Genomic DNA, 23,232 nt, shown 5'->3' on the forward strand with positions numbered 1-23,232 from the left:
GATTAAATAAACATCAACTGTAATATTCATCTCCTATACTTATACTCATACGTAATGATGAGGCGTTGAGCATGAAATGGATGATGACACTCACAACTTTATCTTTAGTGGGCATAGGTATTACTGGTAACTCAATTTACAGTGAAGTTCAGCTGTTTAATAAAACAACTGCATCGGTTGAGGTAACACCCAATATGTATCGATCACTAATTTGGCACATGGATGTATACAACGACGGTGAATTTATCAGCGTTGCCAAATCTTATTTTGAAGATGGTAAAATAGATGCACGTGAATACGCTAAGTTACTGCACCTAGCAAAAGAAACCTCAGGGCCTGTAATTTATCAAATGCAATCTGAGGAGCAACTTTGGCACGCACGCATTACGTTTAAAAAGTATTTAGAAAATCGTGAAGAGTTTAAATTTATGGCACTGCGATAAAAGCAATTATAATAAAAAGAGCCAATGGCTCTTTAATATTTTTGTTCATTTGTGCTCATGAGGCTTTAATTTAGGGTGCTTAGGTTGATTCTCTGGTGTGACACGACGTCTCTCATCTGGAGTTCCATCTTCTTTTTTAGGCTTCGGGCCTGGCTTTATACTCATATTTACTCACTCCTTACTTTGGTTGTTTTAGATAGCTAAAGGCATAAAAAGTGAGTTGGATAAATTTTTGAATAGATGCCACTGATTGGATGTAAATTGGCATAGTGGTAAAGGAAATAGCGTTTATTAATCACGGTAATTAGACTGTTATTATATAATTTATCTTATTTAACATAATGTTCCCTTTAGGCTGCGACCGTGGCTGTAGGGTGCAGCACAAAAGGGATTGTGCATTTCTTACCCGCCATTCTGACGGGGGGTAAAATGGCCTAAGCGACATATTGGCGCCATAATTTAGCGCGTTCAGTATCACCAGCCTTTTCAGCTTTAGCTAACTCAATTGTAGCCACTATTTTCAAGGGTTCGGGGTGTTTACCTATCGTTGCGATCATTAAAGCGTTATCTTCACTAAATTCATTGATTCCTTGTCTAATCTTGGATATCGCTTGTTTTGATACACCTAGCAAGCTGGCTGTCATATAGTCGGACTCAATGTCCACGGTGGATTTAAACCAATCGAGTAGTTCAATCGAATTGCTTATTTTCATAACTTTTCTCATTCAGGCCGCAGGTGCAGAAGCATAAAATAATCTAATTTCAGGGCTTTGCAAGGTAACTTGACAATTGACTTGGTCGATTGGCAAGTTACTATTAAGTGGCCTCGGCAGAGGTATCATTCAGGTCAGCGGGGCGGCTGAGAGGGTCGCAGCTTTCAGTTTAGCCCCGTTCTCTTAATTTGGCATGAATGGTTACTTAAAACGTCCCTGAATGGATTAGAAGCGATGACAAACCAAGTAAAAATATTACACCTAGAAACCGCCCTTGGCTCAAAAACTCGAATTGATCTCACTAATAAAAATGTTGGCTCCGATGGTGGGCTATTTGCGTACTTTGATACGCTGGCATTTAACGATGAGTGTGAGTTCGTTTCATGCGTTAAAAAAGGTGAGCCATGCGCTCACTTTCAAATATTACCGCAAGAATACCTAAAGCTTAAAAATGAGGCTAAAGCCCTCAACCTAATAACCTAACCAGCCTGTGCTGGTTTTTGTGTTTATAGCTAAAGCTATCAAGGTAGCTTTAGCTATAAATACACTCGTTAAATAAACGGTTGCGGAGCTTTAGCGCTTAAATTGGATCATAGAGTTTTGTGGTTTAAGCGCACCGCAACAGTGGGAGTTGAGTGCTCCAATAGGGCTATCACGGGAACAATACCAAAAGCCCTACCTGTACGAAGCGATAACATTTTGGCTAGGATAAGCGCCCAACTGGGGTAATTGGAGACTCGCAATCTCCCGCACATAACCGTTAGGAACACGGCCAACGTTATGAGAGTGAGCAGGGGTATCAGGGGTGCGTAGGTTGAAAGCACTTGAATAGTCACTCTTGCGGTACGTTTACCAGGACAAACCGCCATCCGAAGCAACGGCTTACCAGTACGCACTAAATTAGCGTGTACTGATAAGCCCCTCAAGCGGCTTTGGGTGCAGCGCCTACATTGCAATTAGCATAAGTACCGATTCAGTTCGGTTAATCTTATAGCGGTTTGCAAGGGGCTTGCTGCACCCGAAGCGCAGCGAGGGGCAGCAAGACTATTAAGAGTCCTCAGCCCTTTTAGGGCGCGCATCATAAACAAGGAGAATAGCCCCGCAGGGGCCATCCTTTTACTGGGCTGCAATGGCTCTTTATTGCGGCCCATACAACCGAAGGGCGTAAGTGAGGTGAAAAGCCCCGCAGGGGCCAGCATTTGGCCCGCCGCAGGCGAATAAAAAAACTGACCTGTTTTGATAAAAATGCAAAAAAAACTTATTGGGCGGTGCGGTATGTGCGTCAACAAGGCGCGAAGCGACTTTTGTCCACATATCCACGGCTTATTGTATTGTGCGGTAAGTGTGGCAACAAGACGCGCAGCGGCTTTTGTCCACTTATCCACAAATTTCGTTTTTTTCGTTACAAAACAGGTGGTTAAGTTTAAATGTCTGATTCTAAAGAAAAAATCCATGCTCAATTTGAATCAATCCTGCTGCTTGAAACAGAAGTGGCCGCAAGTAGTGCATTCAATGTCAAAGCTAAAGCCCTGGAACTCGCTAAAGCCCAACGCAGGCTGTGTGCGTTGCTTATGAAAGAAGTGATCACACTGACTCACAATGTAGAGCAGCTACAACGGGAGCGCAGCAATGGGTAAAGCCGTACTAGGTAAAATCACCTGTCCGCACTGTGGCAGTGAGGACGCAACCGTTCACGAACAAGCGAGCCGCTCCGCGCGTTTATATTACCGCTGTATGGACGGCCCACATGGGCCATGCGGCACTATTCAATGCACGTTACCAGGCGGGCAAAAATTCATTCGTGACAACGTGCGCCCGCTTAACGGCGTAGAGATTGACGAAGCCGCCCACGAAGCCGCCGAAGTTGCCCGCGAGGAGCAAACCAAAGCAGCGACCACTGCAACCCGTAAAAAAACATTTATGGATTCACTATTTGGAGATGATGACGCATGAGCCTAGAACAAGACGTATCAGAGCAAACAATTGACGATATTGCAGCTCGTTTAGGTAGCCCCGACTTTGGTGATTTTGCTGATGATGAAAAAAGCCCCGAAATAACTGATCAGGTTATGGCCGAGAAGGGCGAAACCCCCAAAATTAATGCCGGTGATCTACTTAGTACCATGGTGGTGTTCGGTACTAATTACCTAGCGGCTCGCCGTGGTGAGCATTGGGTACTAAGTGAGGATGAAGCGCGCGGGCTAAGTCATGCCATTGATGAAGCTATGCCAGACGTTGAAATGTCGCCTATGTGGGCGCTGGGGGCTGTTTCAGTGGGGATATTTGGCCCGCGCATAATGACCGATATTAATCTTAGCAAAGTTGAGGAGGAAAACGAGGATGAAGAGACCACCGACACCCCTAAAGCGACATGATGCCAGTTTAGAAAACCGTAATGTGTTAATCGTAGGCGCGTCAGGTAGCGGTAAATCAGCGTTTTTGCGTGAGACAGTCGACTTTAAACAAAAGCGGATCATTGCGTGGGACCCTGACGAAGATTATTCATTGCCCCGTATTCGTACTATGGCCGCGTTTGAAAAGCTGGTTAAAAAGTGCGGCTTTGGCCCGATTCGTTGCGCGCTTACAGTTCGGCCCACAGAGGAAAACTTTGAAAAGTGGGCGGCCCTGGTCTTTGCTATTTGCCACCAAGCGGCGCCAATGGATATTTTAGCGGATGAAATAGCCGATGTTACCCGCGTTGGTAAAGCCCCGCCTAATTGGGGGGAGCTATGTCGTAAGGTGCGTAAATACGGCGGTAGGTTGCTTGCAATCACCCAGCGCCCACAAGAATCAGATAAAACCATCTTAAATCAGGTTGAGTTTATGTGGTGCGGCGCGCTTAAATCCGCAGCCAGTTATAAATACATGGCCGCAGAAATGGGGGTGACTGTGCAGCAGCTGCAAACGATTAATAACATTCACCGTAAGCAAATTCAGTATTGGATCCGCAAAGGAACCGACGCGGCCAAGCTCGAAACTATTAAATTTTAGTGCTTTGGTACCCTCATCAATGAGGGTACCAAAAAATAATTTAGCTAAAGCTATAAATCAAAAATGTTTAATAGGCCGTTTTAGCTATAAGTAAAGCTAAGACGGCCTTTTTAATTCCCCTTTACGCTCCAGTTTCCACAAACGTGCAACCAACTGGAGCAGCACTTATGTTTAATAAAAATCGCTTGATCACTATCGGCATGGCTTTAGCCGTTTTTGCCGCAATCAACAAAGTACGCGCTTTGCGTCCTGTTAAAAACTTAATTAACTAGGAGCTGCATACATGCGCGAAATTTCAAAAATGCCAAGTATTACGGGTGTAGAAGCTGGTAACACTGTATCGCTTGATGTCCCCGTTGGCCTGACTTACGACAAAATCCACCTGCATTACACAGGTGTAACCGCCGCACAGCTTAAAAACATTCGTATTGAGCTAAATGGTAACTTGCTGACTGAATACAAAACGTTGCAAGACTTACTGAATGAGAACAACACCTTTAAACGTGAGACGTTAGGTGACTATGCAACCTTCCACTTTGTACGTGATGAACTTAAAAGCGCACAAGGCCCGCAGCTGGTTGAGCAACGCTTTTTTGCATTGGGTACCGTTGGCCTTTCAACTGTACAAATCAAGTTTGATATTGATGCCGCAGCAGCCGCGCCAGCACTTCAAGCATATTGTGAAAAATCAGCGCCCGCTGTGCCTGGTTGGTTATTCAAACGCCGCTCATTCATGAAAAACCTAATTGAAGGGCGTACAGAAATTGAAAACTTACCACGTCCGACAGATGCCCACATCGGCCAAATTCTCATTAAAGCGCCAGGTATTACAGGCGTTGAATTTTTGGTTGATAACGTAAAATGGCGTGATGCAATTCCTAAAGCGCTGCATGAGCACATTTTGAAACAAAATGGCCGTAGCCCACGCGTTGATGAGTACCTGATTGATTTCATGCTAGAAGGCGACATGTACGGCAGTCTAAAACTTGATCAGGCAATTCGTGATATGCGATTACGTATTGATTCTGAAGTAGGTGGTCAATGTGAAATTGTTGTTTACTACTTCTCAAATTACGCGCAATCGACTTTCTAAGGGGGTTGTATGTTTGCAAATATGTTAGGTGCAACGGGGGTCGCAGCGAATAATATTATGCCTGTTGGTGCCCCACAACCCTCAAGTATTTGGGGCGATATGGGCGGTTTCTTATCGCAAGCTGTTAATTCTTACGGCCAGTTTGAAGCCATCAAAGCGGCTAAAAACAGCACAGGCCAAGGGCGTGTTGAGCACACTAGCACGCCTGAGCTTAAGAACGGCGCAGCGCGTTTAGTTGATGCGCCAAAGGTGCCACAAGTACCAGGCTCTCAAGCAGCTGAGCCAATGGTATTTGGCTACCCACAAAAAACGGTGATTATGGCCTTTGGTGGGTTACTTGTCCTGGGCTTAGTTTTGCGAGGTCGAAAATAATGCAGCAACCATCAGGAAAGGGCCTTAAGTTTTTTGCTTACGGTGTGGCCGTAGCGGCCATTGGTGCAATCGTGGCTGAGTATGCCCGCGATTGGATCCGTTCTCGTAAGGCGAGTAAGTAATGGGCGGCGGTGGCATGAGTGCCTCAAACTCCAGTGCTGCAAGCTCGGGTACGGGTGACCAAGCGGCGAATATAGGATTCCAAGGCGGGGCGGTTAATTTTGGGTCGAATAACAACAACCAGTTGTTGATACTCGGCGCAATTGCCCTTGCTGCATTATTCTTATTCAAAAAGTAATTCTATGCGTATTGCACACAGTAGCGAACTTGAAAACATCAAAACAGCAGCTGGAAACCTCAACGATTACGCTGATATACAGCGACAAATAGAACTTAGCCAGGCTTTATTAGTTGAATTTCAAAACTGCTACTGTGTGCTCCGTCTTGATAATGACGGGTTATGTGTGGTCTGTGCCGAGGGTAAAAACTTGCTCAAAATGGCCCCGCACATCGTTAGAATTGCGCGCAAATTAAAAACTCCCTCCATTGTGTACCACACAAAGCGAAAAGCCTTAGCGCGTCATTTACGTGCTTACAATTTTAACTATGAAATGACCGATACCAACGGCCATTTTGTTTATAGGATGGTTTTATAATGGGTAGTAAATCCAGTTCAGACAGCCGCCAAGCCACCACTAATAACAGCACATCATTAGGTGTTCAGGGTGATAACACCGGTTATATGACCGTTGGCAACGGCAACACGTATAACATTCAACAAACTGATCATGGTCTAGTTGACGGTGTAGTAGATATTTGGGGTGATATGTCTAACAACATCAACACCGCGTTTAATGCTGCAAATGATATGAACTACCAAAACAACATAATGACCGAGAACGTTACCACCGGTGCATTTGATTATGCCCGTGATGTAAACAGCGACAGCTTAGACTTTGCCAATAGCAGTTTAGGCGAAGCGTTCGACTTTGGCCGTGATTCACTCGACTTTGCAGAACGTTCTCAACAAGGTGTATTTGATGCAGTTAATAGCGCGTTTGGTTTTGGCTCCGATGCGTTAGACGCTAATACTAATTTAGCTCGTGACAGTATTGATGCGCAAAACTACTTGGCTGAAACCTCCATCGATGCAAATAGTAGCTTGGCCCGTGATGTAGCGAGTCTGTCCGAATCCATGCACGCGACCAATACCGCCTTTGCTAACAACGCTATGTTAAACACTATTGACGCAATCGGTGATAGCAATGAACGGGTATCAGAATTAGCCTATTTTACCGCGAACAACAGCAGCGACTTAGCCCGTGATTTCGCCACCGGTACTGCCTCGGCTTATGCCGATGCGGCTAAAAGTTCACTCTTGGCCAGCGAGCAAGCATTGCAGTTCGTTGATGACATGAGCCGCAGCGATGACAGCCAATTGGCCAAAGACACAAACAAAACTATGATTTATGTGGTTGTCGGCATGGCGGGCGTTGTCGCCCTGGCGCTAACCGTAGGGAGAAAGTAAATGCTTTACAAACAAACCATTCGTGCTGGTGAAGTGCGAGAAATTGCAAAAGTAGGCCGTCAAATTAAAATTATTAATTGTGAATCGACATTACAATTGCGTGTGTTTTTAAAGGGTGAAAACTTACTCGATACAGAAGTTAGAAGCGGCTTTGATGTCACTTTTTCTAAATTTGATTCAATCACGTTGCAATCAGACCAAGAGCAACGAATCGAAGTATGGGCTAGCCCAAACCCATTAGGCTATAAAGCGCCAACCAAAGGCAGTAATTCAAATCTAAGTGAAATTGTTGATCATTATGGTGGTTCTCAGCAGATTTTACCGTTTGAACGTAACCGCGTAGCCATTACTTTATTCAGTGATACAGAGCCTTTTTGGTACGGCGGTCAAGGTGTAACCATTGCAAATGGTATTCCTGTCGCCGCAGGTGTGCCTCATAAAATTGAAGGTTCGGGCGAGTTTCACATAGCAATAAATAAACCACCAAAATTTGGAATTACAGGTGTTTTGGGTGATATAGATTCCGAATATAGCGCGTTATTGGCAGACGAACCGCAGATTGTTAATAATGGGTTTATAGATAACCAATCATATAGAGTTAATTTTTTTACTAACAAATACGGGGCAAGTGTTTTTGAATTTTCAGACTTAGATGCAAAGTTTTTTGCAAGTGATGGGAATGGGGATTTAATCGGTGTATCACAAGCGCAGTTTAATTATAAAGGGCAAGTTATTACGGCCAATACGATTGGTGCAACTGGGTTTGGTTGTGTTAACTATTCAAACGGGCGGCTTTTTGTTGGTGGTTGGGTTGACAATTTTGCCACAATTTGGGAGTACGACTATGCGACAGAACGGTTAATATTGGTAAAGACAACAAGCTTAGCAAGTGTAAGATTTGCGTATGCTGTTTTTTGTACTTTGGAAAATGAGTTATTTTGCTTGGCAGGTACAAATGGCGATGGTTATGTGTATAAGGTAGGCGGTTCGGATTTTGAAAAAGTGGCAAATATGACCACATCAATGGAAGGGCTGAGCGCAATAATAACCGAAGCAGATGGTTTCTTATGTGTTTCTACTAATAAAGACCGAGAAATCATAGACAAAGCACAAAGCGCCAGAGTAGATATTTTACCAAGCTTTTTGTATGACGTAAGTATCACCCCTGAAAAGTGGGTGGGTATTAACTCCACAGAAGTATATGAAAGCCTAGATGCAGGCACAAGCTGGCGGCTTGCAGGTGATTTTGGGCGCTCAATTGGTAATAGCAATTACAAGCCGCGGTTAATTAATGTGGGTGTTGATTGGTATGTAACAACTAATAACATTCCAGAGCCTGCTGGTTTTGCCCTACTTGAGCAAGTGAAGCTAACAGAAACAGCTATAGCCAAAATCCGCATGCTGAAAGAGGTGATCTAATGTCTCAAAACACCGTAATTACTCTAACCTTTGTCACTATTATTCTGCTATCTGGAGCGCTGTACATGGCTAAATCAAAAGGCTTACGCAACAACAACCCTTTAAATATTGAAGAAAACGGCACTGATTGGGTTGGCCGTGCGGGCGATGATGGCCGCTTTGTGATCTTCGAAACCGTAGAGCATGGTTTAAGAGCGGCGGGGCGCATATTACGCACCTACGCCACCAAATATCAGCTAAACACGATTGCGGGTATTGTGTCGCGTTGGGCGCCGCCCGTTGAAAATGATACACAAAATTACATCAACTTTGTGAGCCAAAAAACAGGGATTGAGCAAGACCGGCCTTTAACGCGGGAGACCTATCCGCACGTATTGGCCGCTATGATACACATGGAAAATGGATCGCAACCGTTTAGCCTGGACGAAATACGCCAGGGCTTCGAATGGGGGTTTTATGGATAAGTTCTTAAACGCTAATTTTAAATGGTTGCTTCTAGCAGCTGGTGCATACTACTGGTACACAAAAGAAGGTGGCTTTTTTGATACCGCTCAAAAAGTAACACGCCCATTAACGCGGCACGTAGCGGCAGCATTGGCCGAAGTGCAATTTGCCATTAATGACAGTAATTACATCAAATACCCTAATCCAGGCTTCTACTTGAACCCCGATAAATTAGACAGCGCCCAACGCGTCATAGATAAGACCTGGCTTAAAGCCATGTACATGACTCATGACGACCACGGCGATTACATCGAACAAATATTCGATGCCAATTTACAGCTCAAAGCGCCCTATATACCGCTGATTGGTCAACTTATAGACGCATCTAGTATCGTTACAGCGCTTAAGGGGTAACGTATGGATTCAAGCACATTGATAGTAATAGGCGTACAAATAGGGGGCTTTGTTGCCACCGTAGCCACATTAAAAAATGACATTAACTGGCTAAAGGTGATCATCAACGCCCAGGACGAACGAATAAAGAAGTTAGAGGAAAAACAATGTTAGCAACACTCGGCAAATACTTAGCAGTAAAGTTAGTCACTGAAGCATTTTTAAAGCGCGTATGCCTGGCTACGGCCAAACACCTAGCAAGCAAAACAAGCAATAAACTGGATGACGAACTTGTCAGCGCCTTAAGTGATGCGCTAAAGTAATGCCTCCTAAAGGTAAAAAGCCCTGGCATAATCGCCAGGGCTTTTTTATTACTACGCCTTTTTAAGCGGTGCAATCACCTCCAGCTCTGCCAGTTCCTGCGTTTGTTCAGCCATTTGTTTTTGCATTTGCTCCACAAAATTCCAGTTAGTAGAGATTTCTATCAGCTCATGGCCCATCTCTTTTAAGCGCTCCCGCGTAGAAACCAGGTTCTTTAAATGCGTAAGCTCAGTCTTTAAGTTTAAAATCGTTGCATCCTTAAAGCGGGTGCTTTGCTGTAAAATCCACACACGTTCTAAATACAACGGCTCAAAACGGCGGCCGTTAGGTGTCCACAAATACCCCTGATGGCAGATAAAAAATCCGTTCCAATTGCCATGTTGAACAATGCCCGCAATCTTTTGTTCGAGTAATTTTAGGGCGCGTTTGCATGGTTTATTGGTTGTGATCCAACGCTCCAAAGTGCGTTCAGAGGTCAACAAATACTCAATTGCCGCTTTTCTATCAATCAATCCTGTAGCTGTAACAAAGCCAGCCTTACGTAGTGCGGTTTTAAAATCGGTCATTTTTTACTCCTTTGAATGTCGATTTAATGGTTCCGCGTAGGGTTGTTTCATGAAATTGATCCAAAATTTGAAAAAAGATCGAAAAAAAATAAAAAAAATTGAAGAAAAATGAAAAGTTATAAAAATGGGGCTTAGGGCTGTCATTTTGATTGAACTGCAATAGTGGCCTGATTAGTGACAAAATAACAGTATTTAACATAATATAAATTATAGGTTATTATCTATGTTGCTTACTAATGTGGCACACCTTCCTTATTTAAGTCTCGCTAAGTCCAATACTAGGCGGTATCGGACATTTGGTCGATTTATTTCAAATAGTTGGTTTTATTACGGTATCTTTCTTGAGCTTCATTATCGCTTAGCATAGTATTAAAAATACAATTTAAGCTGTATCACAAGAAGTAAACAATATGGAATTTGTGCGCCCGTTAGAACCAATCCTAATAATTGATGATGTTCAAGATATACGTGACTACTTAAATCAAATCTTAACTGAGTTAGGTTTTGAGGATATTCTCGAAAGCAACGATTTTGAATCAGCTAAAAGCTTGATTGATGAAAAATCCCCTAATGTTATTTTTCTAGATATTGAATTACCCGACACCGACGGTACAGAAATTCTTGAGTACCTCAATGACAACTACCCACACACCCATGTTGTAATGTGCTCTGGCCACAACAGCCTTGAGAATGTGCAAAATACCTGGGAACTTGGCGCTAAAGGATTTATTGCAAAACCCTTTAATGCTAAAAAAGTTGATACGGTAATGAAACGCTTAGAACTAATTTAAGCCGATTAAAATCATAAGGTTACTATGCAACAAACTGTACAAGCGATCATTGATGATTTATCTGGGGTTATTTATGGTAAACAGCAGCAAATCAAACTTGCGTTAACTTGCTTGTTTAGCCAAGGGCATTTATTAATTGAAGATTTGCCAGGTATGGGAAAAACCACGTTATCCCATGCCCTTGCTGCGGTGTTAGGCTTAACGTATCAGCGAGTGCAATTTACCAGTGATTTATTACCCTCAGACATTCTCGGTTCAAGTATTTTTAATGCCAATAAACATGAATTTACTTTTCATAAAGGACCTGTGTTCAGCCAAGTAGTATTAGCTGATGAAATCAATCGGGCTGGCCCAAAAACACAAAGTGCTTTATTGGAAGCTATGGAAGAAAACCAAGTAACTATGGATGGCGATAAACACGCCCTGCCCAGTCCTTTTTTTGTTATAGCCACCCAAAACCCTTTCTATCAATCAGGTACTTACCCTTTACCTGAATCTCAATTAGACCGTTTTTTTATGCGAATTAGCTTAGGTTTTCCACCACAAGAAGCTGAGCGAAAATTAATTTTAGGGCAAAATAATCGCGATTATGACCGTTTACCAATACGCATTAACGCAGAGCAATTAATTGCGATACAAAATAAAATTAGCACTGTTACTTTGAGCACACCGGTTGTTGATTATATTTTGGCGCTTGTTTGGGCGACGCGTAATAATAGTCAATTTGCTAATGCACTTTCTCCACGAGCCAGTATTGCTTTAGGGAAAGCCGCACAAGCCTGGGCGTTTATTGATGGCCGTGATTTTGTTACTCCAGATGATATACAAGCCATTTTCGCAAGCGTAACAGAGCACCGATTAGGTTTAAATCATGACACCAGTAGTCAACATCTCAACCAATTATTAAATGACGTTAATGTACCTTTGTAATGCATGAGAATAAGAAAGTATCACGCCCTGCTCTATTTTCTAAATTAAAGGCTCAGCTTTTCAGTTTGTTACTTAAAAATAAGCACAATACCGAACAGCTAACATTAACGCATAACACCATTTATATTTTACCTTCTAAACTTGGCAGCAGTTTTCTACTGATCACTGCTCTGAATTTTATATTGGCAGTTAACTATCAAAATAATTTGATCTTAGTGATGGCGTACTTAATGCTCGTGGTGATGATTTTTTCATTATTACTTGGCTATAACAATGTTAAAGGTTTAACGGTATCTTACAAAAAGCATATTGCCAGCTATACCCCAAGTTGTGCGCAACTTCAATTGCAGCTCTCAAACGATAAAACATGCCATTCTCTGCAGTTTATTTACGAAAATAAACTTCTCACTACGATTGATGAAGTAACCGCCCCCTCACAATTAGTGAGTTTAGACTTACCGCTTAAAAAACGAGGTGAATATCCATTAAAACGTTTAAAAATTATTAGCCGTTACCCATTCGGTTTGGTCTCAACGTGGAGCTATATGCAATTAACACATAGTGTATTTGTTTATCCGCAACAGCTCAAACCAGTGCAACAAGCAAATCAGCATTTTAATCAAAGCATGAATGATGGTGAACACAAAAACACACATGGAAGCGACGAGTTTGATGGACTCATTCCTCATCAGGTCGGTATGAATATGAAACGGGTGTCATGGAAACACTATGCTAAAACACAGCAGTTGATGGTTAAAGAGTTTGTAACTTACTCAGCGCAAAGTGTATTTTTTGATTTTAATCAGTTACAAGGCAACACTGAATCTCGCCTACAACAATTGAGCTATTTGATAAGCAATGCGTGTCAGCAAGGGACTCCATACGGTTTACAATTAGAGGCCCAACTATTTGATGTGGACGAAGGAAAACAACACTGTAAAAAATGTTTAGAAGCACTTAGTCGCTATTCCAATATGGCCAAGGATTAACATGCCAGTCATTAATAATTTAAGCGCAATTAATTTGTCGCTATCAGTTATTTATATCTTAGTGTTGAGTTTTATTTTTACTGAGCTGCCACCTGCTTTTAATGCACTGTTAGTGAGTTTGTGTATTTGGAACCTTGCCATTACCTTACTAAAGCGCAATAAACCCAATGCAATACTTGCAAATACATTAGCGGGGTTTAGTCTATTGGTTTTGTTTTACGATGTTGGTTTTGGCGATACCGTTACTTTGTTTGTAGCCATGCTGATTTTGTCGAGTTTATTTAAATTACTCCAAGCAACAACAAAAAAACATTACCAAACCATCACCTTACTTAGCTTTTTTAGCCTTTCTACAGTGTATCTTTTTTCTCAAAGCTTATTTGCAACACTGATCATTAGCATACTTTATATTCTAAATTTTGCTGTACTGGCTTTGATTGAGTCTAACCATAATTTAAAAATTGCCGTAAAAAGTAGTTTAAAACTGCTGTTGCTGGCATTGCCTATCGCTATATTTTTATTACTACTATTACCGAAAATGCCGGCATTTTGGCAGCTGCCTGGGCCAAAACTAGCAAAAACTGGGTTGTCTGAGAGTGTCGACCCATTTGATATTGCTAAATTGTCTAATTCAGATGAATTAGTGTTTAGAGCAAAGTTTGACCAGCAAAGGCCCGCAGCGCCCTATTACTGGCGTGCCATTATTCATGATGAATTTGATGGTAAAACTTGGTTAATATCGGACATTTTGAAAGCTAAACAAGTTATAGGTCAAAACGGTGCTAAGCGTGCTGATGAGCCTTTGTTTAGTTATCAGATATTTGCAGAGCCTGCAGCTAAACCGTGGCTTTATGGCTTGCAGCTTGCGACCTCAACGCATAAAGACGTAAAAACGACCAGTGATGGTTTATTACTTCGCAAACGTTTTTTAGCTAACAGTATTAGTTATACAGCACAAAGTTATCCGTTGGATATTACCCAGTTATCTCGCTCAGTACAGTATCAAAACGTACAGCTAAATTTAGCAAAAGACACAAATATGCGCTCGCAATCTTTTGCCCAGCGATTATATGAGCAACACAATAATAATGACGACGCTTTCTATACAGCTTTATACGATTACTTCGCCAGTAATGGCTTTAGTTATACATTAACGCCGGATCCTATTACGGGTAGCAATACTTTAGATCAATTTTTATTTAATAATAAGCGTGGCTTTTGTGGCCACTACGCCAGTACCGCTGCATTTATGTTTAGAAGTGTTGGCATCCCGGCACGTGTGGTCTCTGGTTATTTAGGAGGTGAATACAATGAGCAAAATAGCTACCTCAGTGTTTATCAATATGATGCCCATGCGTGGGTTGAAGTGTATATAAAAAACAAAGGCTGGCAGATTTTTGATGCAACTGCAGTAGTTTCACCTGAACGATTAAATGGTTCATTATCACAGCATACACAACTGAATAATGAATTTACCAGCAACTTAAGTTTTGGACTACTGCGGTTAAGCAATATAGCTGGTTTTAATTGGCTTAGACTAAAACTTGAAACCCTTGATTACCAATGGACAAGTTGGGTATTAGGGTTTGATCAGCAAAAACAGACATCTTTGTTAAACACCTTGTTTGGCAACAAGCAACTGTGGCAGATTTCACTGATGGTGATTGCAACCGTTTGCTTGGCATTTATTTGTTATTTTGTGTACTTATCGTGGCCAAAAAAATCCCCGGACCCCAAACATGCTCTGACCAAAGACTATCTTAAACTAGTGAGTTGGTGTGAAAAACAAGGCATTGTTGCTAAGCCAAACCAAACACCGTTACAGTTTTTAAACTATGCCGCCGAGCAAAAGCCAGAAAAACGAATGTATATCGAACAATTTGCACAGTTATACTCCGATGTGCGTTATCGCCAGTTAGTATTTAGTAGTTATCGTAAAAAACACAGTAAAGATCTGATAAAATTAATTAAAACAAAGATGAAGAGAAAGTTATGAATGCAGTTGTGATCGGTGTTTTATTAATGCTGGGGCTCACTTTAGCGCGGGTTAATGTAATAGTCGCAATGACACTGAGTGCTTTAGTTGCGGGTTTAACCGCAGGTTTAAGTTTAACTGATACACTCAATGCGTTTAATGCAGGTCTTTCTGGTGGCGCTGAAATTGCGTTAAGCTATGCGATGTTAGGCGCTTTTGCGGTCGCAATCTCAAAGTCTGGACTGACCCGTATACTCGCTGCAAAATTACTGGCAACTGTTAATAACAACAGCGGCAATAGTGAAACCAGCTTAAGTTATTTTATCCTCTTTATTATTTTAGCCTGTGCTATTTCATCACAAAACCTTGTGCCTGTTCACATCGCTTTTATACCAATTTTAATTCCCCCATTGCTGATTGTATTTAATAAGTTAAAGCTAGACCGCCGTGCAATCGCCTGTATTTTAACGTTCGGTTTAGCAACATCTTATATGGTTTTACCCTATGGCTTTGGTGGCATTTATTTATACTCAATTTTACATAAAAACTTGGTCGATAATGGGTTAGAAATTATTAATACTCAAGTACCACTGGCCATGATCATCCCTGCTTGTGGTATGTTAGTCGGTTTGCTTGTTGCGGTATTTATTAGTTATAGAAAACGCCGTGTCTATCAACAAGACGAAAATGAAGAGCTGGCGACCAGTATTGTAATTGAACAGCCTAAAAAAGTATTACTCGTAGGCATAACCGCGGTATTGGCCTCTTTAGTTGCACAAAATGTCAGTGGCTCAATGATTTTAGGTGGCTTAGTTGGGGTGATGATTTTTAGTTTATTTGGTGTGGTTAAGTGGGAGCAAAATAGCGACGTATTTAGTAAGGGCGTGGCAATGATGGCGATGATTGGCTTTATTATGATCTCAGCCCAAGGTTTTGCATCGGTTATGAAAGCAACCGGCGATGTAACTAGCTTAGTACAAAGTGCAGCGTTAGTTATCGATGGCAATATGCCACTGGCCGCAGCGCTGATACTATTAGTTGGTTTAATGATCACAATGGGCATTGGTAGTTCGTTTTCTACGGTGCCAATAATTGCCACGTTATTTGTGCCTTTGTGTTTAGAGCTTAATTTTTCAATGATGGCTACCGCAGCATTAGTTGGCACAGCGGGCGCTCTAGGAGATGCAGGCTCCCCTGCTTCAGATTCAACGCTTGGCCCAACCTCAGGGTTAAACGTAGACGGCCAACATGACCATATATGGGATTCAGTGGTTCCCACCTTTATTCATTTTAATATCCCACTACTTATATTTGGCTGGATAGCTGCTATGGTACTTTAATCCTGCAAGTTAAAACCAAGTAGAAGCCCTCTTTCTACTTGGTTATTAATTTATAATTTATACGCTGCTGCTAAGTATATATTTAACCTAATATAGTATGATGTGTTCTTTTAACTGTAAAAAGAAAGCACAAAAATGTGCTCACTTTTTTAACAACAGTTTTTAAAAACCATAAATCATTTTATCGCATACAACAGGAGTTGGTCGGTGGTTATCATCTACCGCTACAAAGGTGAAACTTCCTGTAATAGCTGAGTGTTTATCATCTCTATGCATTGTTTCTAAAAAGATCTCTACATCCACTCTTAAGCTTGTATTACCTACATGCACGACTTTTGAAATCAATTCAGCAAAAGTACCTGCCGGAATTGCTTCTTTAAAGTCTACTCTGTCTGATGAAATAGTTACCAAAGGTTTACGGCAAAAACGAGTTGCAGCAATAAACGCAACTTCGTCCATCCATGCCAGTGCATCACCACCAAATAGCGTGTTGTGATGATTCGTGCGCCCAGGAAAAACGGTTTTAGTTACCGACGTGGTTGAATCTTTAATGCGTTGAGCAATTATTTCTTCACGGTTTACTTGTGTTGTCATGTTCTCTACTTTTGGTTCGCTAATGTGTCTAACATCATAAGTGCAGGGTCAAGGCGTTCACCTTTCCAGTTAAAACGCCAATCTAAATGTGGTCCAGTTACACGGCCTGTTGCACCGATCTCAGCTATTTTATCGCCACGTTGAATGGTATCCCCTACTTTTACATCGAGTTTACTCAAATGTATATAGGTAGAAGTAACACTATGCCCGTGGTCTAAGATTAATGTACCGCCAGAGTAATAAAGGTCATTATCGGCAAATACCACAGTGCCACTTACGGGAGCATACACAGGGCTACCGGTTTTATTGGCAATATCTAACCCGAAATGAGGACGACGTGGTTCACCGTTAAAATAGCGCTGACTACCATAAACACCAGATATACGACCTTCTGCTGGTTTGTATACAGGATCTAAAAAATACTTCAACTCGGAGTCTACTTTACGGGCATTTTTAACCGCAACCGCTTCGCGGCTAATGCGCTCGCTGACTTCTTTTGGAGGCGATACATATTTACTCGCAACACCGGTTATTTTATCAATTTTATAATCACGTTTGGTGATCACAATTGCTTGTTGGTGTTGTGCACCTGTTGCATCAACCCAAACTAACTGGTGTTCAAGTTCAGCATCACGACCAAAACCAAATACAAACTCACCTTGCTCAGTGGTTTTTAATGCTTGGCCATTGAAGCTAATTGATTTAACGCCTTCAATTTTGCCAGTCACTAAACCGCCTTGTGTTAAGTGACCTTGTAATTGCACGGCATCTGCAAAAAAACTGGCCGTGGCAAAAAAAGACAGTGCTAATAATTTACGCATAACAAATTGATCCTTTTGCGACCCCTTCATACGCTGTAATTTTTACATCATTTTCAGGATGCTGGGCTTTAACTTGCTCGGCTAAATAACCTGCAATACATTCAACCGTTGTATCAATCGGCAAAATATCACAGCGAGCTTCACTAATAGCCATTTCAAAGTAACCTTGCGCCGCTGTATATGCAAAACAAAGGTCATGTTCTTTAGCGCTGATATGCTGTAACTGCGCAGCTGAAATTTGATCCTCCGCGGTTGCTAAATAAATATCTTGCCACTTATCAGCCCACTGCTTTTGTAAGCGCGGCATCGCCATGCCATCAAGTGCAATACCAATTTGCGAACGATGACCATGAATAATTCGCTGGCAATTACCATCATGCTTTTTAAGGCCATGGCTGTAGTGATAGTAAAAACTCTTGCTATGCTCTGGCTTTAATTCAATTTCAATTTTATCTATATTACTTGGTAATTGCGGCATTATAGTCGCAATTAAAAAATCTATAACTGATTGCTCATTAACTTCGTCGGCATCAATTAGGCAATATGCTTGGTTTGGTGCGCTCATCGCCAAATGGTGATCATCACCAAACGTACAATCAAGTGTTGTGTAATCACCATGGTTTTCAATAAGGCCGTTAATTTGATTACCTATAGCAAGTTTGTGATCTATGCATTGGTCAATAATGCCTTTAATTTGCTTTTTAACTAAGCCAAAATCGAGCACCATAGACTCTTCATTCAACTTGCCATGCAAGGTTAAATCAACAATCCAGCTTTCACCTACTGCGCCTCGTTTGTTACAAAGATAAGAAAAATCAATTACGGTAAGTGCGTTAACAAAAAGGATCATAAACTTCCTTTATACTGGTTAAAAAATCACGGTAATTATAATGATTTTTGCTCCTAATTGCGCGATTAAATCGTGTAATTAGCATGTTCTTCACCTAAGCGGTGCAATTTCATGCAAAAAAATTATTTTTTAACTGCTCCGAGTTGTTTAGCGTACAAGTGTACGCTAAAGTACGAGGCAATTTCTAAGCGATGATAAGTGTTATGGAACCTAAAAATAGCTATACAAAAGAAGATTTGATCCTATGTGGTCAAGGTGAAATGTTTGGTGAAGGCAATTGTCGTCTACCAAGTGACAACATGTTAATGATGGATCGTATTACCTCAATCACTGATGATGGTGGCGAGCATGGTAAAGGTGAAATTGTTGCCGAATTAGATATTAATCCTGATCTGTGGTTTTTTGACTGCCACTTTAAAGGTGACCCTGTAATGCCTGGTTGTCTTGGCTTAGACGCAATGTGGCAATTAGTTGGTTTTTTCCTTGGTTGGTCTGGTGGTCCAGGTCTTGGCCGTGCACTCGGTGTGGGTGAAGTTAAATTTACCGGTCAAATTCTGCCTACAGCTAAAAAAGTGACTTACCGCTTAACAATGAAGCGCGTGATCAAGCGTAAATTATTCATGGGTATGGCTGATGGTACTGTTGAAGTTGACGGTCGCGTTATTTATGAAGCAAAAGATTTAAAAGTTGGTTTATTCCAAGATACCAGTGCGTTTTAATTAACTAACTAATTAAATAAATAAATAAATAAAACTGCAACAAAAACGCCGCTTCATACAGCGGCGTTTTTGCTTAAATTCGAAACATGAAAATTAGGTTTTATACATATTACGGTTTTCTATCGCTTCGCGCCAACCACCTAACCACTCTGATTTTGGGTCTACTTGTTGATAAGGGCAAAGGTCTTTTGAACGACCCGCTAAGCCTGCTTTAAAACCTTGAGAATGAGCTCTTTCTAACCGATCTCTTTTCTGTCTCTTCATAGGTAAATCCTCACCTTTTATATTTATAAATTTGTAGTGCTCACGGCAGCTACATTTAATGAATAGTTAATAAAAGTGTAAAACTCAAATCACAAAAGCAATTAAATAAATTGACTTTAACTAAGCTGCTGATGCAAAAATGAATTAACATATAAAAAAGTAAAGTGGTCGTACCAACTAACGTGCGACCTATTTCTGTACAAAAAATTACGACTATTTAATCATTAACACGCAGTTTCCTGCTTTAATTGTGACTACCGTTTTTAAGTGAAGTTCCTATAAAAAGTGTAATTATGACAACTTTATTTCAACTTATTAATTGTAAAGAAGTTTAATTTTTGAACTTATTTATAGCCTATTTAGGACGGCTTACTCGCACAGTATTTACCCACATTCCACAACACTTTTTTAAATTGATTAATAATTAATCCTTGCAACTATAAATACGATCGGTCTAATATGTATTTATGCTAAAAAATAATCAAAATCCACCTCGACGTGGTCGCCCACCAAAAGTTGCCCGCAGTAATGCAGACACCAAAGCATTACTCATATCAACTGGGGTAGAAACACTCACTGAGTTTGGTTTTAGTGCCACAGGACTGGACACTATCTTAAAAAAGATAGGTGTTCCGAAGGGCTCTTTTTATCATTATTTTGCCAATAAAGATGCTTATGGTTTAGCGGTCATTGATGCCTATAACGACTATTTTGTGGCGAAGCTTCGTCGTTATTTAGAGCAAGACGATATCCCCCACCTAGAGCGGCTTATTAATTTTACGCAAAGCGCAGCTCGCGGCATGCAAAAATATGAATTTAATCGTGGCTGTTTAATTGGTAATTTAAATCAAGAGCTCAACCATCTCAGTGATGAATTTAAAAATAAGCTGTTGGGCAGTTATCAACTTTGGCAACAGCATGTACAAGCTTGCTTAGAGCTAGCGCAACAACAAGGCGTTATAGCCACCAGCGTTAATACACAACAGATGAGTGAGTTTTTCTGGATCGGCTGGGAGGGTGCTGTAATGCGCGCTAAGTTGACTAAAAATACTCAACCGTTAATTTTATATACTGAAATGTTTTTACGCGCATTACTTAGGTAATTAAGGATGCGTTTTTATTTATCAATTAAAAGACGAACGGTCTAAATGGAGTCGCCATGAACACCCAATTTAAAGCTGTTGTAATAAATAATAGTGATGATACTTATTCTGCGTCATTACAAACGCTCAATAATACTGATTTACCCGAGCATAATGTCATGCTTGAGGTCCTTTACAGCACCTTGAACTATAAAGATGGTTTAGCAATTACCGGCAAAGGCCCTGTTGTACGATCATTCCCAATGGTGCCAGGCATAGATTTGGTGGGTAAAGTATCAGCAAGTAATTCTAGCGAGTTCAACACCGACCAGCTCGTACTATTAAATGGCTTTGGCGTTGGCGAAAAATATTGGGGTGGTCTTGCTCAACAAGCCTCATTAAAAGATGAATGGCTGATCCCTCTACCCGACACCTTAACACCAAAACAAGCAATGCAAATTGGTACTGCCGGCTACACGGCAATGCTCAGTATTATCGCCCTTGAGAAGCAAGGGATCACACCCGCATCGGGAGATATTTTAGTCACTGGCGCAAACGGAGGTGTTGGAAGTTTTTCGGTGTATTTACTAAATTTATTAGGTTATACCGTTGTTGCAGCCACGGGACGAGTTGATCAAACTGATCATTTAAAACAACTTGGTGCTGCACAGGTAATAGATCGCGCTGAATTATCAAACCCAGGTAAACCTCTTGCCAAAGAGCGTTTTGCTGGTGCTATAGATTCTATAGGGAGTCATACCCTTGCCAATATTTGTGCCTCTTTAAAATATGGTGGCGTAGTGACCGCATGCGGTTTAGCACAAGGAATGGATTTTCCGGCATCCGTTGCGCCGTTTATTCTACGTGGTATTTCATTGATCGGCATAGACAGTGTCATGCGCCCGAAAACTGACCGTATCCAAGCATGGCAACGTTTAGGTGAGCTTGTAGAGCAAAGCTACTTAGATAAAATTTCAACCGAAATCGGCTTAGATGAAGTTGTTAGCGCGGCAAGTGAACTTATGGCCGGTAATATTCGCGGCCGTGTAGTGGTTAACTGTCAGCTGTAAAATACAGTTGTTAAAGCTTCTTATGTCTGGTGATTGAAGAAGCTTTAATCGTGCTTTAGCTAGTTTTTGCTCTTTTTCTTGTATCAAATTACCGTGATAAAAATTATAATTCTGAGATTAGAGTTTAGAAAAAGAGTGTAAAACATGAGTAATGAAGATTTATTCGGCAATAACCCGCTACAAGGCGTTAAACTTGAGCAAGTTGTATCAGAGTTAGTTGATCAATATGGGTGGGAGCTTTTACATGCTTATCTACTGCTAAATTGTTTTAAAAATAACCCTGATATTAAATCTGCGGTTAAATTTTTGCGTAAAACCCAGTGGGCACAAGATAAAGTTGAAAACTTTTACTTATACCGTTTAAAAAACTTACCAAAGCCAGATGACGTACAGTATGCGCTTCCCCCACGTGACCGCGTTATTCCTGAAGATCATAAACCGGGTGAACCATGTGAATTAAGCTTTAGTGATGCAAAGCGCATTCAAGCGAAAAAAGAAGCCAAGGATCGCGCACGTACGCGTAAACAGCGCTCTAGTGCGAGTAATCCTTGGGGTAACTAACACACTCAGACAATGAACAACTCAGTGCTTGCGTTATTCATTGTCTTTGCTTTGCTGTAGTCTCCTTTAAACTATCGTACATTCATATCACTTACTCTGTAACAGTGCATTAATGCACTCACAGCACCACAATAGTGCAAGCGTATTTTTACTTTAACCAATTAATTTATAAATCATCTATAAATAACAGATTTATAAGATAGTAATTGTTGTATTAGCATCATTTACTGTAATTTCTACTTAATTCATATACATGGTCAGCTTCTTGCTTTACGTCTATTGCACTGATTTATAAAGGAGTAATAGGTGAGTCTGTATCGATGTTTTTAAGTAATAAAGAACTGTCGTGGTTACCCTACTTTGGTAGTAATGGAAAAATAGCATTAGGTATAGCCTGCTATTTAAATCGTCATAGAACAACATTTATTCGCAATACCTTTGAAGGCATCGCAAACACCCGACTTGAACTGCTACTAGATTGGACAAATAATCAGTGGCATTTTTTATCCAGCATTGCCAACGAAGTTAACTTAACTGAGAATATTTTAGACAGTGCGACTTTATTAAATAAACTAAAGCAATCTAATGATATTACAGAATTATTTACTATTGATGAACAAGGGCTCGTATTAGCATCCAGTCATAGTGCACATGTTGGACTAAATAACTTATCTAGAGCTGCAATTACTGCGGGGTTTAAAGAACGTTTTTTACATGGCCCATACAGCGATCCATTAACTAAATCATTAGGCCCAAGCTCATCTAAATTTCATGATGCTGTCACCTTAATGTTTTTCTTGCCTATTGAATTAGCCGATAACCATAAAATTTGTTTATGCGCACGAATTCCAAACGATGTGATCGGGGATTTAATTCAACGTGAGGCAGGCCATATTTATCAAGACTCTGGTGATAACTATTTGTTTATGGTCAAGCAAACTTTGATAATTCGATAGCATCAGG

The 23,232-nt window shown here is 41.0% G+C and carries 33 protein-coding genes; 27 read left to right on the forward strand and 6 right to left on the reverse strand.

Annotated features, from left to right (window positions below; all coding sequences use genetic code 11):
* The first annotated feature begins 71 nt into the window (after window positions 1–71).
* Window positions 72–443, forward strand: coding sequence for a hypothetical protein (locus NDQ71_RS02795; protein ID WP_192542269.1), 372 nt, complete (start codon window positions 72–74; stop codon window positions 441–443).
* A gap of 434 nt (window positions 444–877) precedes the next feature.
* Here NDQ71_RS02795 and NDQ71_RS02800 read toward each other — a convergent pair whose 3' ends face one another.
* Window positions 878–1,156, reverse strand: a complete 279-nt coding sequence (locus NDQ71_RS02800) for a hypothetical protein (protein ID WP_301562213.1) — start codon at window positions 1,154–1,156, stop codon at window positions 878–880.
* A gap of 234 nt (window positions 1,157–1,390) precedes the next feature.
* On the opposite strand from NDQ71_RS02800, the gene NDQ71_RS02805 reads away from it, so the two are divergent.
* From NDQ71_RS02805 to NDQ71_RS02880, 16 genes are all read left to right on the forward strand, one after another.
* Window positions 1,391–1,639, forward strand: a complete 249-nt coding sequence (locus tag NDQ71_RS02805) for a hypothetical protein (protein WP_301562214.1) — start codon at window positions 1,391–1,393, stop codon at window positions 1,637–1,639.
* 944 nt (window positions 1,640–2,583) lie between these two features.
* A complete protein-coding gene (locus tag NDQ71_RS02810) occupies window positions 2,584–2,793 on the forward strand; it encodes a hypothetical protein (RefSeq protein ID WP_301562215.1) in 210 nt (69 codons plus the stop codon).
* Window positions 2,786–3,109 (forward strand): hypothetical protein, encoded by a 324-nt coding sequence (locus NDQ71_RS02815; protein ID WP_064666245.1) that lies wholly within the window; start codon window positions 2,786–2,788, stop codon window positions 3,107–3,109. Before NDQ71_RS02810 ends, NDQ71_RS02815 begins: the two co-directional genes overlap by 8 nt.
* Window positions 3,106–3,531 (forward strand): hypothetical protein, encoded by a 426-nt coding sequence (locus tag NDQ71_RS02820; RefSeq protein WP_301562216.1) that lies wholly within the window; start codon window positions 3,106–3,108, stop codon window positions 3,529–3,531. The genes NDQ71_RS02815 and NDQ71_RS02820 overlap by 4 nt, the downstream gene beginning before the upstream one ends.
* Window positions 3,497–4,147, forward strand: a complete 651-nt coding sequence (locus tag NDQ71_RS02825) for an ATP-binding protein (RefSeq protein ID WP_301562217.1) — start codon at window positions 3,497–3,499, stop codon at window positions 4,145–4,147. Before NDQ71_RS02820 ends, NDQ71_RS02825 begins: the two co-directional genes overlap by 35 nt.
* A gap of 283 nt (window positions 4,148–4,430) precedes the next feature.
* A complete protein-coding gene (locus tag NDQ71_RS02830) occupies window positions 4,431–5,240 on the forward strand; it encodes a major capsid protein P2 (protein ID WP_301562218.1) in 810 nt (269 codons plus the stop codon).
* A 9-nt stretch (window positions 5,241–5,249) separates the two neighbouring features.
* On the forward strand, window positions 5,250–5,612 hold the full coding sequence (locus tag NDQ71_RS02835; RefSeq protein ID WP_301562219.1) for a hypothetical protein: 363 nt from the start codon (window positions 5,250–5,252) through the stop codon (window positions 5,610–5,612).
* Window positions 5,612–5,734, forward strand: coding sequence for a hypothetical protein (locus NDQ71_RS02840; RefSeq protein ID WP_264373506.1), 123 nt, complete (start codon window positions 5,612–5,614; stop codon window positions 5,732–5,734). The genes NDQ71_RS02835 and NDQ71_RS02840 overlap by 1 nt, the downstream gene beginning before the upstream one ends.
* Before the next feature lie 14 nt (window positions 5,735–5,748).
* A complete protein-coding gene (locus NDQ71_RS02845; protein ID WP_167542962.1) occupies window positions 5,749–5,910 on the forward strand; it encodes a hypothetical protein in 162 nt (53 codons plus the stop codon).
* A gap of 4 nt (window positions 5,911–5,914) precedes the next feature.
* Window positions 5,915–6,268, forward strand: a complete 354-nt coding sequence (locus NDQ71_RS02850; protein WP_301562220.1) for a hypothetical protein — start codon at window positions 5,915–5,917, stop codon at window positions 6,266–6,268.
* A complete protein-coding gene (locus NDQ71_RS02855) occupies window positions 6,268–7,140 on the forward strand; it encodes a hypothetical protein (protein WP_301562221.1) in 873 nt (290 codons plus the stop codon). Before NDQ71_RS02850 ends, NDQ71_RS02855 begins: the two co-directional genes overlap by 1 nt.
* On the forward strand, window positions 7,141–8,559 hold the full coding sequence (locus NDQ71_RS02860; protein ID WP_301562222.1) for a hypothetical protein: 1,419 nt from the start codon (window positions 7,141–7,143) through the stop codon (window positions 8,557–8,559).
* Entirely contained in the window at window positions 8,559–9,023 is a 465-nt protein-coding gene (locus NDQ71_RS02865; RefSeq protein ID WP_301562223.1) for a virion protein, read from the forward strand. The genes NDQ71_RS02860 and NDQ71_RS02865 overlap by 1 nt, the downstream gene beginning before the upstream one ends.
* The gene (locus tag NDQ71_RS02870) at window positions 9,016–9,417 is read left to right on the forward strand and encodes a hypothetical protein (RefSeq protein ID WP_301562224.1); all 402 of its coding nucleotides are present in this window, start codon (window positions 9,016–9,018) and stop codon (window positions 9,415–9,417) included. The genes NDQ71_RS02865 and NDQ71_RS02870 overlap by 8 nt, the downstream gene beginning before the upstream one ends.
* 3 nt (window positions 9,418–9,420) lie before the next feature.
* Window positions 9,421–9,570, forward strand: coding sequence for a hypothetical protein (locus tag NDQ71_RS02875; RefSeq protein WP_301562225.1), 150 nt, complete (start codon window positions 9,421–9,423; stop codon window positions 9,568–9,570).
* A complete protein-coding gene (locus NDQ71_RS02880; RefSeq protein ID WP_301562226.1) occupies window positions 9,564–9,719 on the forward strand; it encodes a hypothetical protein in 156 nt (51 codons plus the stop codon). Before NDQ71_RS02875 ends, NDQ71_RS02880 begins: the two co-directional genes overlap by 7 nt.
* Window positions 9,720–9,770: 51 nt before the next feature.
* Here NDQ71_RS02880 and NDQ71_RS02885 read toward each other — a convergent pair whose 3' ends face one another.
* Window positions 9,771–10,283 carry a DUF3653 domain-containing protein gene (locus NDQ71_RS02885; RefSeq protein ID WP_301562227.1) on the reverse strand — a complete coding sequence of 171 codons (513 nt, stop codon included), beginning with the start codon at window positions 10,281–10,283 and terminating at the stop codon, window positions 9,771–9,773.
* 410 nt (window positions 10,284–10,693) lie between these two features.
* Here NDQ71_RS02885 and NDQ71_RS02890 point away from each other — a divergent pair, with 410 nt between their 5' ends.
* Genes NDQ71_RS02890 through NDQ71_RS02910 form a run of 5 tightly spaced genes read left to right on the forward strand, consistent with a single transcriptional unit; the run spans window position 10,694 to window position 16,308 of the window.
* Window positions 10,694–11,074, forward strand: coding sequence for a response regulator (locus NDQ71_RS02890; protein WP_016707179.1), 381 nt, complete (start codon window positions 10,694–10,696; stop codon window positions 11,072–11,074).
* Between the two features lie 24 nt (window positions 11,075–11,098).
* The gene (locus tag NDQ71_RS02895) at window positions 11,099–12,004 is read left to right on the forward strand and encodes a MoxR family ATPase (RefSeq protein ID WP_192542268.1); all 906 of its coding nucleotides are present in this window, start codon (window positions 11,099–11,101) and stop codon (window positions 12,002–12,004) included.
* A complete protein-coding gene (locus NDQ71_RS02900) occupies window positions 12,004–12,993 on the forward strand; it encodes a DUF58 domain-containing protein (protein ID WP_301562228.1) in 990 nt (329 codons plus the stop codon). Before NDQ71_RS02895 ends, NDQ71_RS02900 begins: the two co-directional genes overlap by 1 nt.
* 1 nt (window position 12,994) lies before the next feature.
* On the forward strand, window positions 12,995–14,989 hold the full coding sequence (locus tag NDQ71_RS02905) for a DUF3488 and transglutaminase-like domain-containing protein (protein ID WP_301562229.1): 1,995 nt from the start codon (window positions 12,995–12,997) through the stop codon (window positions 14,987–14,989).
* Window positions 14,986–16,308: a Na+/H+ antiporter NhaC family protein gene (locus NDQ71_RS02910; protein WP_283710695.1), complete on the forward strand. Its 1,323-nt coding sequence runs from the start codon at window positions 14,986–14,988 to the stop codon at window positions 16,306–16,308. The genes NDQ71_RS02905 and NDQ71_RS02910 overlap by 4 nt, the downstream gene beginning before the upstream one ends.
* Before the next feature lie 162 nt (window positions 16,309–16,470).
* On the opposite strand, the gene NDQ71_RS02915 is transcribed toward NDQ71_RS02910, so the two are convergent.
* Genes NDQ71_RS02915 through NDQ71_RS02925 form a run of 3 tightly spaced genes read right to left on the reverse strand, consistent with a single transcriptional unit; the run spans window position 16,471 to window position 18,573 of the window.
* Window positions 16,471–16,902, reverse strand: a complete 432-nt coding sequence (locus tag NDQ71_RS02915; RefSeq protein WP_064666260.1) for an acyl-CoA thioesterase — start codon at window positions 16,900–16,902, stop codon at window positions 16,471–16,473.
* A gap of 5 nt (window positions 16,903–16,907) precedes the next feature.
* Window positions 16,908–17,723, reverse strand: coding sequence for a M23 family metallopeptidase (locus NDQ71_RS02920; RefSeq protein ID WP_064666261.1), 816 nt, complete (start codon window positions 17,721–17,723; stop codon window positions 16,908–16,910).
* Window positions 17,716–18,573 carry a 6-carboxytetrahydropterin synthase gene (locus tag NDQ71_RS02925; protein WP_064666262.1) on the reverse strand — a complete coding sequence of 286 codons (858 nt, stop codon included), beginning with the start codon at window positions 18,571–18,573 and terminating at the stop codon, window positions 17,716–17,718. The genes NDQ71_RS02920 and NDQ71_RS02925 overlap by 8 nt, the downstream gene beginning before the upstream one ends.
* Before the next feature lie 203 nt (window positions 18,574–18,776).
* Here NDQ71_RS02925 and fabA point away from each other — a divergent pair, with 203 nt between their 5' ends.
* The gene (gene fabA, locus NDQ71_RS02930; RefSeq protein WP_064666263.1) at window positions 18,777–19,292 is read left to right on the forward strand and encodes a bifunctional 3-hydroxydecanoyl-ACP dehydratase/trans-2-decenoyl-ACP isomerase; all 516 of its coding nucleotides are present in this window, start codon (window positions 18,777–18,779) and stop codon (window positions 19,290–19,292) included.
* A gap of 93 nt (window positions 19,293–19,385) precedes the next feature.
* On the opposite strand, the gene rmf is transcribed toward fabA, so the two are convergent.
* Window positions 19,386–19,556: a ribosome modulation factor gene (gene rmf, locus NDQ71_RS02935; protein ID WP_016707188.1), complete on the reverse strand. Its 171-nt coding sequence runs from the start codon at window positions 19,554–19,556 to the stop codon at window positions 19,386–19,388.
* Between the two features lie 467 nt (window positions 19,557–20,023).
* Between rmf and NDQ71_RS02940 the strand changes: the two genes are divergently transcribed.
* The 4 genes from NDQ71_RS02940 to NDQ71_RS02955 all read left to right on the forward strand — a co-directional run bounded on the left by NDQ71_RS02940 (window position 20,024) and on the right by NDQ71_RS02955 (window position 23,225).
* The gene (locus NDQ71_RS02940; protein ID WP_283710692.1) at window positions 20,024–20,659 is read left to right on the forward strand and encodes a TetR/AcrR family transcriptional regulator; all 636 of its coding nucleotides are present in this window, start codon (window positions 20,024–20,026) and stop codon (window positions 20,657–20,659) included.
* Between the two features lie 56 nt (window positions 20,660–20,715).
* A complete protein-coding gene (locus tag NDQ71_RS02945; protein WP_301562230.1) occupies window positions 20,716–21,708 on the forward strand; it encodes an MDR family oxidoreductase in 993 nt (330 codons plus the stop codon).
* A 144-nt stretch (window positions 21,709–21,852) separates the two neighbouring features.
* Complete coding sequence (locus tag NDQ71_RS02950) at window positions 21,853–22,269, forward strand: VF530 family DNA-binding protein (protein ID WP_064666266.1); 417 nt, start codon at window positions 21,853–21,855, stop codon at window positions 22,267–22,269.
* 320 nt (window positions 22,270–22,589) lie between these two features.
* On the forward strand, window positions 22,590–23,225 hold the full coding sequence (locus NDQ71_RS02955; RefSeq protein WP_301562231.1) for a hypothetical protein: 636 nt from the start codon (window positions 22,590–22,592) through the stop codon (window positions 23,223–23,225).
* The last annotated feature ends 7 nt before the right edge of the window (window positions 23,226–23,232 follow it).

The organism is Pseudoalteromonas sp. KG3, from assembly GCF_030436385.1.
Lineage (GTDB): Bacteria > Pseudomonadota > Gammaproteobacteria > Enterobacterales > Alteromonadaceae > Pseudoalteromonas > Pseudoalteromonas prydzensis.

Coding starts and splice junctions, on each gene's coding strand:
- NDQ71_RS02795 (WP_192542269.1), top strand. CDS start 72: ATGAAATGGATGATGACACTCACAACTTTATCTTTAGTGGGCATAGGT.
- NDQ71_RS02800 (WP_301562213.1), bottom strand. CDS start 1,156: ATGAAAATAAGCAATTCGATTGAACTACTCGATTGGTTTAAATCCACC.
- NDQ71_RS02805 (WP_301562214.1), top strand. CDS start 1,391: ATGACAAACCAAGTAAAAATATTACACCTAGAAACCGCCCTTGGCTCA.
- NDQ71_RS02810 (WP_301562215.1), top strand. CDS start 2,584: ATGTCTGATTCTAAAGAAAAAATCCATGCTCAATTTGAATCAATCCTG.
- NDQ71_RS02815 (WP_064666245.1), top strand. CDS start 2,786: ATGGGTAAAGCCGTACTAGGTAAAATCACCTGTCCGCACTGTGGCAGT.
- NDQ71_RS02820 (WP_301562216.1), top strand. CDS start 3,106: ATGAGCCTAGAACAAGACGTATCAGAGCAAACAATTGACGATATTGCA.
- NDQ71_RS02825 (WP_301562217.1), top strand. CDS start 3,497: ATGAAGAGACCACCGACACCCCTAAAGCGACATGATGCCAGTTTAGAA.
- NDQ71_RS02830 (WP_301562218.1), top strand. CDS start 4,431: ATGCGCGAAATTTCAAAAATGCCAAGTATTACGGGTGTAGAAGCTGGT.
- NDQ71_RS02835 (WP_301562219.1), top strand. CDS start 5,250: ATGTTTGCAAATATGTTAGGTGCAACGGGGGTCGCAGCGAATAATATT.
- NDQ71_RS02840 (WP_264373506.1), top strand. CDS start 5,612: ATGCAGCAACCATCAGGAAAGGGCCTTAAGTTTTTTGCTTACGGTGTG.
- NDQ71_RS02845 (WP_167542962.1), top strand. CDS start 5,749: ATGAGTGCCTCAAACTCCAGTGCTGCAAGCTCGGGTACGGGTGACCAA.
- NDQ71_RS02850 (WP_301562220.1), top strand. CDS start 5,915: ATGCGTATTGCACACAGTAGCGAACTTGAAAACATCAAAACAGCAGCT.
- NDQ71_RS02855 (WP_301562221.1), top strand. CDS start 6,268: ATGGGTAGTAAATCCAGTTCAGACAGCCGCCAAGCCACCACTAATAAC.
- NDQ71_RS02860 (WP_301562222.1), top strand. CDS start 7,141: ATGCTTTACAAACAAACCATTCGTGCTGGTGAAGTGCGAGAAATTGCA.
- NDQ71_RS02865 (WP_301562223.1), top strand. CDS start 8,559: ATGTCTCAAAACACCGTAATTACTCTAACCTTTGTCACTATTATTCTG.
- NDQ71_RS02870 (WP_301562224.1), top strand. CDS start 9,016: ATGGATAAGTTCTTAAACGCTAATTTTAAATGGTTGCTTCTAGCAGCT.
- NDQ71_RS02875 (WP_301562225.1), top strand. CDS start 9,421: ATGGATTCAAGCACATTGATAGTAATAGGCGTACAAATAGGGGGCTTT.
- NDQ71_RS02880 (WP_301562226.1), top strand. CDS start 9,564: ATGTTAGCAACACTCGGCAAATACTTAGCAGTAAAGTTAGTCACTGAA.
- NDQ71_RS02885 (WP_301562227.1), bottom strand. CDS start 10,283: ATGACCGATTTTAAAACCGCACTACGTAAGGCTGGCTTTGTTACAGCT.
- NDQ71_RS02890 (WP_016707179.1), top strand. CDS start 10,694: ATGGAATTTGTGCGCCCGTTAGAACCAATCCTAATAATTGATGATGTT.
- NDQ71_RS02895 (WP_192542268.1), top strand. CDS start 11,099: ATGCAACAAACTGTACAAGCGATCATTGATGATTTATCTGGGGTTATT.
- NDQ71_RS02900 (WP_301562228.1), top strand. CDS start 12,004: ATGCATGAGAATAAGAAAGTATCACGCCCTGCTCTATTTTCTAAATTA.
- NDQ71_RS02905 (WP_301562229.1), top strand. CDS start 12,995: ATGCCAGTCATTAATAATTTAAGCGCAATTAATTTGTCGCTATCAGTT.
- NDQ71_RS02910 (WP_283710695.1), top strand. CDS start 14,986: ATGAATGCAGTTGTGATCGGTGTTTTATTAATGCTGGGGCTCACTTTA.
- NDQ71_RS02915 (WP_064666260.1), bottom strand. CDS start 16,902: ATGACAACACAAGTAAACCGTGAAGAAATAATTGCTCAACGCATTAAA.
- NDQ71_RS02920 (WP_064666261.1), bottom strand. CDS start 17,723: ATGCGTAAATTATTAGCACTGTCTTTTTTTGCCACGGCCAGTTTTTTT.
- NDQ71_RS02925 (WP_064666262.1), bottom strand. CDS start 18,573: ATGATCCTTTTTGTTAACGCACTTACCGTAATTGATTTTTCTTATCTT.
- fabA (WP_064666263.1), top strand. CDS start 18,777: ATGGAACCTAAAAATAGCTATACAAAAGAAGATTTGATCCTATGTGGT.
- rmf (WP_016707188.1), bottom strand. CDS start 19,556: ATGAAGAGACAGAAAAGAGATCGGTTAGAAAGAGCTCATTCTCAAGGT.
- NDQ71_RS02940 (WP_283710692.1), top strand. CDS start 20,024: ATGCTAAAAAATAATCAAAATCCACCTCGACGTGGTCGCCCACCAAAA.
- NDQ71_RS02945 (WP_301562230.1), top strand. CDS start 20,716: ATGAACACCCAATTTAAAGCTGTTGTAATAAATAATAGTGATGATACT.
- NDQ71_RS02950 (WP_064666266.1), top strand. CDS start 21,853: ATGAGTAATGAAGATTTATTCGGCAATAACCCGCTACAAGGCGTTAAA.
- NDQ71_RS02955 (WP_301562231.1), top strand. CDS start 22,590: ATGTTTTTAAGTAATAAAGAACTGTCGTGGTTACCCTACTTTGGTAGT.